We start from the raw sequence: 10,222 nt of genomic DNA, 5'->3' as shown, positions 1-10,222 counted from the left end.
CATCGCCGCAGGGTCGTTGATTGCTCCTGCATAAACGACACTTCCACCATCCCTGAGGGCGTGCTCGGAAGTCAAACGAAAAATGCCTGAGCGGGCAATACCGATTGTAGAGACACTTATTTACTCAGACAGTCTTTCTTTCTTTTGTATCTTGTGGGCTTCATCTGGAAGGCCAAGCTGCCAGTAGCTACTGATGTAGCGCGAAGAGCGGGGGGCCAGAGATTCTTCATTCACCCAGTTTCTGATCTCCAGCACAGCGTTCAGCTCACTGGCAGCCCATAAATAGGGATCTCCGGGGAAATGAGGCAGGTTAGCCAGAGTTTCTTTTAAAAGCTCCTTCTGTTGGCCTGGGTGTGGATTTATAACCCAGATCAATTCCATGCCCTTGGGGATCAGCGATGCTTCCAGAAGCAGAGATTGCTGGTCGTCCTGATGGGGAATTTCCAGAATTACATAACCCTCTGCATGGGCGGGTAAAATCTCTATGTTTGCACGAATAGCTGGTAGTGCGGTCAGGTCTCCGACCAGAACAAACCAGTCTGCATCCAGATCGACCAGTTTAGTAGGACCGGGTCCAGAGACTGAAATCGGATCGCCAATCCTGGCATCCTCAAGCCATCGCGCAGCAGGCCCCTGGTCACAGGCATCGGGATGCACTGCGAAATCAATCGTTAAATGCCGTGCACGCTGATCACTGGAAACAACAGTATAACTTCTTCGTAGTGGTTTTCCGGGCATTGCAGGATTATCGAAAATTAATTTGATGTAGGCACTGGCTTGATCGGGTGGAAAATCAGAGAGCGATTCTCCGGTCAGGACGACCCGCTTCATATGAGGGCTCAGGGACTCAATGCTCTTAACAAATAGCTCTCTTGCAGGAGGTCTTGCCATATAAGTGCTCAAAGGATCTTAGGATATAATTGAGAATCATTATCATATCTGTATGGGACAATTTCAAGTAATACTCAGAGACTACCTGCATTGCTTGCCTTATGTTTTAAAATGAGTCGGCATGGAGTGAAACCTGTGCCTAGCTTCTGCGCTCAGGAGAAGAAGCATAAAGATCCGCAAATATAAGGATTGATAATTTATCGTTTCCTGAAAAAATGGTTGGTTTTTTTCTAGAGGTTAAGCCATTGATCACCCAAGATTCGTTCCAGAAGGCCCTTAACAATAATAAAGCTGTTCGTCCTCAAGACATTGAACTGCTGACAGCATGGTTTTCTCTGCCCGGACGTGCCGCTAGTGCTGAGCATGTGATTGCTCTGACGGGGGCTAAACGTGCATCCCTGATCATTAACAATCTGGGCAAGCGTATTGCCGGGTTCCTGGAAATAGATGCTGGCACTGGTGCTTCTGTTGTTGCCCTTGATGAGAAAAACGAAGCAGGTGAAGCCGTATGGGTTATGTGTGAAGAGCTGTCCCGGGCTCTTACGGCTAATGGTCTTATCGCTTCTGAAGACGCCCGGTTAGAAGCTGGCGACGCTGAGCCTGTAATAGCTGAAGCCAAGGTAGCAAACGTGGTAGCTGAGCCAGAAGTAGTTATTGAAGTGGTGAGTAGCCCGTTGGCTGAAGCTCTGATTGAATTCGATGTTCAATCTATTCGTAAAACTTACCCGAGCACTCCTGCTGGGCAGCGTTTGCTCAAGCCCGCTATGGTAAATGCTCTGGTAGCTAGTCGTCCAGCCAATGCCCGTGCATACCAGCGTATGATCCCTGCTGAGCTGCGTAAGAGCGTCAGCCCTCAGGAAGCCAAAATGTTCCTGAACAAAGTGCTGGGTATTCTGAAAACCCCCTGACAGGCAATATCGGTCTGAAGTCCGGGCCGAAAGAAACAGAAGAAGGGGCAAACCATTATTGGTAGTCGGTATATGCTCCTTGGTTTGTTTACAGCGCTTGTTTACCCTATCACAGTAACAATGCTAATGGCTTCATCGACTCTTACCTGTCTATTTGAGATCTACTGAATATGCCCCTGACCAGAGCCCTACAGTCTAAGTACGATGCCATTATTATCGGAGCCGGTGCATCGGGTCTTATGTGTGCGCTCACAGCTGGGTACCGGGGTCGCAACGTTCTTGTTCTGGATCACGCCAACAAGATCGGCAAAAAAATTATTATTTCAGGGGGAGGACGTTGTAACTTCACCAACCTTTATACAGAACCTGCCCATTATCTTTCGAATAACACTCATTTTTGCAAGTCAGCCCTGGCACGTTTCACCCAGTGGGATTTTCAGGCGCTTGTGGATAAGTATCAGGTAGCCTGGCATGAAAAAACGCTGGGGCAGCTCTTCTGTGACAATCGTTCGCAGGACATTGTCGATCTGCTGGTCAGTGAGTGCCGGGATGCCGGCGTCACCATTCGAGCCAGAGCCTGTGTTGAATCAATCAAGCTCAATGACTCTTCGGATTACGCTCTGGTAACCAATATCGGTGAGTTCTCCTGTCAGTCACTGGTGGTGGCAACCGGTGGTTTATCATTTCCGACAATGGGAGCCTCAGGGTTTGGCTATCAGATAGCGGAACAGTTTGGTCATGAACTGATTGAGCAAAAACCTGCACTGGTGCCTTTCATCATGGATCAAGCCTGGCTGAAGCACTTTATAGAACTTTCCGGCGTCAGCTCAGAAGTGGTGGCCAGCTGCAATGGACAGTCTTTCCGGGAAAATATTCTGTTTACTCATCGTGGTGTCAGCGGGCCGGTCATTTTACAGATTTCATCCTACTGGAAGCCGGGAGATACGGTCTCCATCAACTGGATTCCCGGCACAGATATTCATGACTGGCTTAAGTCCTGTGTCAAACAGAGACCCAAGGCTCAGACTGCAACTATCTTGTCTGAACATATGACCAAAAGGTTGTCTCAAGCACTGTGTGTGCAGGGTCAACTGAGATTATTAACTGACAATGGTCAAAAGCTGGTGGCACTATATACTCCGACTGAGCTTGAAGACTTGGCTATTGCACTGGAAAACTGGCCATTGAAACCCTCTGGTACAGAAGGCTATAAAAAAGCAGAGGTCACGCTGGGCGGTGTAGACACTGCGAAAGTTTCATCGAAAACTTTTGAGAGCCGCATTCAGCCGGGGCTTTTCTTTATTGGCGAAGTTCTCGATGTTACCGGCCAGCTGGGCGGCTTTAACTTCCAGTGGGCCTGGGCTTCAGGCCACTGTGCCGGACAATATATTTGATTTTGTGCAGAGACAACAGAAACTGCACATTTGCTTTTAAAAAAATTGCCAAATCGATTTCCAGTGGATTGATTCGTTTTGAAGAAGCAAAAAGATTAAAAATGGTGGCATAAAGGCAAGTGGATGGGCAGAAAACGTAAAATCTGATCAAAAAACGCCTAATACCCGATTATTTTTTGATCATGTCGAAAAAAGGGCGGATGAGCCTGCGCTAAAATTCTTATTCTCGGTCAGGCTCCCGCGAGGCTGGGCAAGATCAGTAGTGCTTTTGCTTTGCAATACCTACAGAACCGGGACATTTAGCAAATAAAACACAGGCACGACAATAGACATTACCATGTAATATACGGGATCAAAACCCTCCACAACATCTGGAACAGGTGTTGTTAAAGAGTAGGCATAGCGTAAGGCAATCACAGACTGTTGAGTCAATTGAGGGATAACATTGTACATTCCTGCCGATTCAATCATGGAATTTATAATCATACCGCCATATACAAGCAGCAAATGCCAGTGTTCCATCTGCATATTTTGAGCACCGTATAGGGCTGCAAATGCCGTCACCAGATAAGCTGAAGTCGAGACTCCCACCGTCACCAGCATTGCCTCAGGAATACGAATATTTCTGATGTAAGCCAAAACTGAGGTCACAGCCAATGTGGTACAGAAATAATATGCAGGCCAATTAGCTTTCCTGAAAGCAGACCAGTAGCCAATATTGCGTAGATTATCTATCGAACTCAAAACCGAACTTACATAATAAGACGCCACTAAAATTCTGACCAGTTTATTAGAGCTGAACAATTCACGATGATGACCGCTTACCAGGAAATAGCCCCGAAGTGCCTGAACAGCCAAAATAGCGTAGATCGAATTACTTTCCCCCCACCAGGCTGAAGTCAGAGTACCCAGTGCCAGAGTAACTGCGACAAAAGCAGCGGATGGTACATTGAGATCTCTGTAGACATAAAGAAGTCGATAACTTGTATATAATAGCCAGGCCACGCTGATACCTGAAATGGCATAGCTAAGCATTTCAGGTTTATAGCACTGGGACTTACTTCCAGAAAAAAAACAATTCAGGAAACTTGATTGATCAGACTTTTTTCCAACGGTTTGCACTGGCTGCTCCTGCATAGCCGCCAGTCTGTCTTTTAGAACCTGATAGAAATCCCCGACGCTATTATATAAGTGCCACCATGTACTGTATTGAGAGTAAACCAGGGGCAAAAACGAGAACCCTTGTTTCAAGGCCTCATTAACAGTCTGCAACAACTCAGGATCATCATAAAGTGCTTCATCGATCAAATGGTCTGCTGCATGCAGCCCTCCTTCATCATAAAAGACATCATCAAGTCGACTCGAATCTCTAAAATCCTGAAGAGCAAGCCCGTATCGATCATTATCTTTGACTGCATTACTGAAAATACTATTGATTCTTTCCAGATCTTTTCTGCCCTCTCCATTAAAAGTTAAATTATCCAAACCCTGCTCTTTTAATGCACTTTCGATTTCAGAGGGGTGCCCTTGAACGCCCTCAAACACAGCCATAGCAGTACTATTGTCTGGATAAAAACCGACCTCTTCATTGGCCAGAGAAAAGCAGGAAGCCAACATAAAAAACAACACCAGTATTTTTTCCATGGCAAAATAAAACAATGCATCAGCCCTATAAGAAATCAAACTCGCTACCCCCGACTCTTTACACCACCCCAAGAAAGCAGACACTTTTCAGGTAGGCGCTGTTCGTTCGAAAGTGAAAAAGCAGCAACCCCCTTGGGGAGAAAGGACAAAATTTTTTTTGCTCCTTCTGAACCCCTTGATGGGAGGGCTTCCACTTTTGAATTGAACAGCACCTTTCAGATACATGAACTTAAGGTAGCAGAGTGAAAGAGGATTTTTGGTTGCAGGTTGGACACTTAACACCAAAGCGCTGTAACTTCCAGGCAGAGAGTAGGTTGTCATCCAGTTGATTCTGGATCAACTGGTTCTGACAATCTGCACAGATAGGGTGCTTGCATGCCAGGTTCAGTAACGCGACAGGCTCATCCTCATTGAGTCCATCAAAGGTACCCTCTTCATTGCTTATTGATGGACGCATACAGACTGGACAACGGTCTTCATCACCGTTGTAATCCGTAGCTTCAAAATTTGGTAATACATGCTTGCCTGAACGGACAGCATTAACAGCGCTTTGGGCCCAGTTGAAACCGACAAAATATCCCAGGTAAGCCAACTGAATACTTAACACTTTATTGACCCATGCAGGCACTTTATACTGAGAAAATACACAGCTGTTATCCTCATTGCAGCCACTATCCAGAGCCAATGTTTGCTGTCCATCAATCTGGCTGCTCCAGGTGATAGTAGCCTCAGAGAATCCATCTGAACCGGGAAAAGTGAAATACGAAGTATCTTTAGTGTGTTGTATGTCAGCAACCTCCCCCCGGCTTTCCCTGTTATAAAAGTAATAATGCAGGACATTTCCTGCTATATCCTTAGTCTGGACAGTTTTATTGTTGCCATACTCATTGAGAAACTGAGCGACTTCTTCAAGAAACACTGGGGCAAGAAGCGTTCGAGCCTTGACGATAGCCGAGCGATTATAAGAATTAGAAAAAGCAGACAACAGATAAGGTGGAAAAACTTCCGATTTTTTCAAATCAGAAGCCCTCTGGACCAGCATACCGTATACCAGTTCATCACCATCGTGCACATGAAAACAGATGAAGGCCAGTGCAACAAGATACTCTGGCACTTGATTGCCGTCCGGCTTAGACGAAGGCATTGGAAAGAACTTAAAAAATGATGGAGCTATATAGACAGCGCTGAGGCCATTCTCATCCATAGCTTTTGCCAGAGCGCTGTAACCATCATGGTCTGCACTGAGTTCGCTAACCCCTGCTCTTTCCAGCTTGTAAGAAATCCTCTTCATAGGAGATGGTCCGGTATAGATAATGAACAAACCGGCTGCGCGTCCTGCCATGGTCAAATCCATATGGGTTTTGGTATTACCCTTATCTTCAAAGAACAACAAGCTTAGAATTTTTACCAGCGGTAACAGCAATAAAAGCTTTGGACTAACGTATGTTCGCAGGGGATTATTCTGGTTGTGCTCTTCTCTTGTCAGCACTAAGCAGGCAACGGCGGCATAAGGCATAGGATAATCAAGAGAAAAAACATTCCGAACTAAAGCATATCCAAACCTGAATCGGGTTAGAATCGCATCCGTATAAAGAAGGGCTGACGTTGCCGTACCTAATATCGCAATGGAACAGGAATTGAGCCAGTGATGGTGAAAATAAAACCCATAACTCAAAGCCATGGTAGAAAATATGGCCGACATGACACCTCCATACAAGAACGACTGCCATATCCAGTTCACGTCATCCCGGGTTAAGTCATCCAGATAAATGACTCTGTTACCGAGTTGAATGGTTGTACCTTCATCAGATACCGCAACTCCGCTTTTTGCCAGAACAGGCTCAACCATAGATAGAGATAAAGTCACTCCTTGAAGACCCACTGAAACCTTAACAGAAAGGCATAACAGCACAATGGCGCAAGGAAGCAAAAAGCCTTTCGCGCTGAACAAAAGATTCATGAACAACTTCTCCACTGTTTCGAATTGGGCTTACTGCAATTTCATGGACAATCGCGAATCTGTTCTCACTTGATTCTGCGGTTTTTCGTGCTTGATAATCAGATCGCATCCAGCCCTTGGTAGAATTAGGTTAGAAGCAATAAGACTCCGGAAACTGGAGTCTGGAACTGCCATCGCACAATTTAGACAAGAATTGCCGGGTTTTCATTCCGTGTACAGCAAAACCGACTGTGCTGATTTTTTTGGTGGCGCACCACCGTCTGACTTTGGTGCCATACCTTCCAGTGGGTCTTGGCTTCAGGCCATTGTGCTGACAGTATGTTTGATTCCCACTGTTTGATTTTCTGTATCTACCAGGAGCATAATGCTGCGTTTGTGAAGCACTGATGGTATTAAAGCCTCATAAATCATTCTCCTTGAGCGGAAATGGCAGCTCATCAGGCAATACGAAGCGGTCACAGAGTCCGATAGAGCTGCACTTTTAGGGTAGAAGTCATGAAGTTTATTAATCGCTGTGTTGTAACCCTGAAGCCCAGACAGCCTTTTATTGACTGGGCAAAAGGACTGGGGACAGAATTGCCGCAAGACTGGAGTCTGGAAGGTGGCTCCTACCTGCTGGATGAGCAGGAAACGGAGGAAGGTCTGGAAGCATCACTAGCCAACCATGCCCGGGACATGATGGAAAACGAACTGTCTGCCTGGGAAGAAGATCGGGGTCGCTGGCCCGAGCTGAGAGATCTCAGAGCCCTGAAAAGCTTGTTTGATGTTCATGTTTCAGTGGCGGGCTTCGATCTGGGTACCGATAGTCTTATGAGAGCTGACTTGTCTGATCTCGAGGTGATCTAACAGCTTTTTGCCCATCATCAGGCTCCTTGAAACTGGCGTATTCCCTCGTTATGAAGCACTCCAAAAAACTTTCCCTCGGGATCATTATCATTCTGACTCTGGCCGTGATCGCTATCAACTATTTCGATATCGATAACAAACTCTACAATGAATACCTGTCTCATACGATTACCCGTGAACAGCGGGAGGATGCCATCGGGCTGAATGAATATGAGTTAGCGGCAGGACCTCTGAAACTTGCCGATGCAGGAGACCAGGTCTCCGGAGTGACGTGGTGTCCTGTCACCGATTCCCTTTATGTTGTATCCGGAGGAGGTTCTGCAATTAATGTGCTTGAGTACGACCGGAATGGAAACCTTAAGAGAAAGCTGACATCCAATCTTAATGCTGACGTAGAAGGCATTGCCTGGGCTGATGGAGATCGTTTTATCATTGTGAACGAACGTCAGCAGGAATTGTTGATGGTGGACATTAAAACGAGCTCGAATGAGATAGACTTCTCCAATGCCCCCAGTTTTACCTTTGGCATAGGAGAAGGGGGCAACAAAGGTTTTGAAGGGATTGCCTGGGATCCAGAGACAAAATCGATCTATGTCCTCAAGGAGAGAGATCCCATCCGGATTTTTCGTATCGATGGTTTCACCGAGCAGGGGAAGGATAGAAAGCTGGTGATTACAGAGCAAAAGGAAATGGAAAAAAGCCTGAGGTTTTTCAATCGGGATCTGTCAGGTATGCACTACGATACGGTTTCAAGGCATTTTGTTGTGCTCAGTGATCAGTCCGATTCTCTGACAGAGCTGGATGAGAATGGAGATACCGTCAGTGTTATGGAATTGGAGAAGGGTTGGCACGGACTGAAGAATACGATTAAACAGCCAGAGGGGGTTACCATGGACAGGCAGGGAACTGTGTTTATTGTCGGGGAGCCTGACTACCTCTTCGTATTCAAGAAGCACATCGTGTCCGAATAAAAATAGCCTCCTTTGATATTGAGAAGTTGTGCATGTCGGAAGAGACTTCAGAAACACTGGAAATCATTTATCAGGATCAATGGCTGATAGCGGTGAACAAACCATCGGGCCTACTGGTGCATCGATCTATGATTGACCGGAATGAAACCCGGTTTGCTTTGCAGATCGTCAGAAATCAGGTAGGCCAGCATGTTTATCCACTGCACCGTCTGGATAAGCCCACTTCGGGTGTTTTGCTGTTTGCCCTGTCATCGGAGGTTGCCCGACTGGCTGGAAAACAATTTGAGGAGGGGTTGGTAAAGAAAACCTATTTAGCAGTCGCAAGGGGGTATGTGCCAGAGTCTGGTGTGATTGATTATCCTCTGAAAGAAGAGCTGGATAAAATGACAGACCGCAAGGCTCGTCAGGACAAACCAGCCCAGAAGGCAGTTACCGCTTATGAAAGACTAGCGACTGTTGAGCTGCCTTTTGCCATCGAAAGATACCCAACCAGCCGTTACTCGTTGGTGAGGGTCTGGCCCCAAACGGGCAGGAAGCATCAGATTCGTCGACATATGAAGCACATAGCCCACCCGATTATTGGCGATGCCAAGCATGGGAAGGGGGTTCATAATCGATATTTTGCCCAATACTTTTCAGCAGGAAGATTACTACTGTCCTGTACCGACATGGAGTTAAGTCATCCCGTTACTCATCGACCGCTCCTTTTGTCTGCTTCGCTGGATGATGTTTTTTCTGATCTGATGACTCGCTTTGGATGGAATAAATCATTTTATCGAAAAGATGAGTAATTTTTCCGATTCCCCATGACTAATCTCAATTAAGTATCTAGTCTGCCTGAACGGTTTGTTTTAGGAGGCTTTATGCTCAGAGCAGGTTTGAGTGTACTGTCGTTTGTATTTCTATTGCTTGGAGCATTTTACAGTCAAGGATATGACGAAACTAATAAAGCTAAAATAGTCGTAGATAAATCAGGTCATCAAAAGTGTAAGCAGTGTGGCCTTAGTCTTGATGTCTGTAATTGTCGATGTGATCAATGTGGCAAGCGGTATAGAGAAAAAAGGGTGATTGCCCGGGTAAGAATAAAAAAAAATGGGCAGTGTGGCATCTCGAGAAGAAATGGCAAAGAGCCCATGCCCGGCATAGTTTATTTATCCACAGAAAAAACTTGCCAGTGTGAAGAAAAACCTTTGATTATTAAGCTAAGATGGGATCCTCGAACGGAGCCCGGTTGCAGTAAATGGAATGTTGCTTTTGATGGAGCTTCAACCAGTCAAATGACTTTATTAGAATCATCCGGTAGTGGTTTTTCAAACGAAGCGCTTCCTGTTTCTGTTCCAGACGCAGAGCCAGATTCAGACTCAGATCAAGATAAAGATTCAGATCTAGATCCAGATCTGGATCAAGATCAAGATCAAGATTCAGATCAAGATTCAGAACAAGATTCAGAACAAGATTCAGAACAAGATTCAGATCAAGATTCAGATCAAGATTCAGATCAAGATTCAGATCAAGATTCAGAACAAGATTCAGATCAAGATTCAGATTCAGACCCAGATCCAGATCCAGATCCAGATCCAGATCCAGATCCAGATCCAGATCCAGATC

9 protein-coding genes are annotated in these 10,222 nt (G+C 45.8%); 5 read left to right on the top strand and 4 right to left on the bottom strand.

From position 1 onward, the window contains the following. Positions 1–120 precede the first annotated feature (120 nt). Positions 121–891, bottom strand: a complete 771-nt coding sequence (locus KDK19_RS07575) for a siderophore-interacting protein (RefSeq protein ID WP_257281665.1) — start codon at positions 889–891, stop codon at positions 121–123. Between the two features lie 245 nt (positions 892–1,136). Between KDK19_RS07575 and KDK19_RS07570 the strand changes: the two genes are divergently transcribed. Continuing rightward, a complete protein-coding gene (locus tag KDK19_RS07570) occupies positions 1,137–1,799 on the top strand; it encodes a hypothetical protein (protein WP_257254449.1) in 663 nt (220 codons plus the stop codon). A 170-nt stretch (positions 1,800–1,969) separates the two neighbouring features. Continuing rightward, positions 1,970–3,193: an NAD(P)/FAD-dependent oxidoreductase gene (locus KDK19_RS07565; RefSeq protein WP_257281664.1), complete on the top strand. Its 1,224-nt coding sequence runs from the start codon at positions 1,970–1,972 to the stop codon at positions 3,191–3,193. Between the two features lie 282 nt (positions 3,194–3,475). Here the strand turns inward: KDK19_RS07565 and KDK19_RS07560 are convergent, their stop codons facing one another. Next, positions 3,476–4,876, bottom strand: a complete 1,401-nt coding sequence (locus KDK19_RS07560; RefSeq protein ID WP_257254451.1) for a hypothetical protein — start codon at positions 4,874–4,876, stop codon at positions 3,476–3,478. Positions 4,877–5,066: 190 nt separating this feature from the next. Next, positions 5,067–6,797: a hypothetical protein gene (locus KDK19_RS07555; protein ID WP_257254452.1), complete on the bottom strand. Its 1,731-nt coding sequence runs from the start codon at positions 6,795–6,797 to the stop codon at positions 5,067–5,069. 495 nt (positions 6,798–7,292) lie between these two features. Between KDK19_RS07555 and KDK19_RS07550 the strand changes: the two genes are divergently transcribed. From KDK19_RS07550 to truC, 3 genes are read left to right on the top strand one after another with little or no spacing between them, the layout of a single operon-like run. Continuing rightward, the gene (locus KDK19_RS07550) at positions 7,293–7,643 is read left to right on the top strand and encodes a hypothetical protein (protein ID WP_257254453.1); all 351 of its coding nucleotides are present in this window, start codon (positions 7,293–7,295) and stop codon (positions 7,641–7,643) included. A gap of 50 nt (positions 7,644–7,693) precedes the next feature. Beyond that, positions 7,694–8,614, top strand: a complete 921-nt coding sequence (locus KDK19_RS07545; RefSeq protein WP_257254454.1) for an SdiA-regulated domain-containing protein — start codon at positions 7,694–7,696, stop codon at positions 8,612–8,614. A gap of 32 nt (positions 8,615–8,646) precedes the next feature. Continuing rightward, positions 8,647–9,405, top strand: coding sequence for a tRNA pseudouridine(65) synthase TruC (gene truC / locus KDK19_RS07540; RefSeq protein WP_257254455.1), 759 nt, complete (start codon positions 8,647–8,649; stop codon positions 9,403–9,405). A 406-nt stretch (positions 9,406–9,811) separates the two neighbouring features. Here truC and KDK19_RS07535 read toward each other — a convergent pair. Beyond that, on the bottom strand, positions 9,812–10,222 hold a 411-nt coding region (locus KDK19_RS07535; protein ID WP_257291669.1), incomplete at its 5' end, for a hypothetical protein.

This window comes from Endozoicomonas sp. ONNA1, from assembly GCF_024606325.1.
In the GTDB taxonomy this organism is placed as follows: domain Bacteria; phylum Pseudomonadota; class Gammaproteobacteria; order Pseudomonadales; family Endozoicomonadaceae; genus Endozoicomonas_A.
Note: the sequence above shows the minus strand (reverse complement) of the source record. Positions and strands in the feature narration are given on the sequence as shown.

Excerpts from the sequence above, each read along its gene's own strand:
- KDK19_RS07575 (WP_257281665.1), bottom strand. The coding sequence starts at position 891 with ATGGCAAGACCTCCTGCAAGAGAGCTATTTGTTAAGAGCATTGAGTCC.
- KDK19_RS07565 (WP_257281664.1), top strand. The coding sequence starts at position 1,970 with ATGCCCCTGACCAGAGCCCTACAGTCTAAGTACGATGCCATTATTATC.
- KDK19_RS07555 (WP_257254452.1), bottom strand. The coding sequence starts at position 6,797 with ATGAATCTTTTGTTCAGCGCGAAAGGCTTTTTGCTTCCTTGCGCCATT.
- KDK19_RS07550 (WP_257254453.1), top strand. The coding sequence starts at position 7,293 with ATGAAGTTTATTAATCGCTGTGTTGTAACCCTGAAGCCCAGACAGCCT.
- KDK19_RS07545 (WP_257254454.1), top strand. The coding sequence starts at position 7,694 with ATGAAGCACTCCAAAAAACTTTCCCTCGGGATCATTATCATTCTGACT.
- truC (WP_257254455.1), top strand. The coding sequence starts at position 8,647 with ATGTCGGAAGAGACTTCAGAAACACTGGAAATCATTTATCAGGATCAA.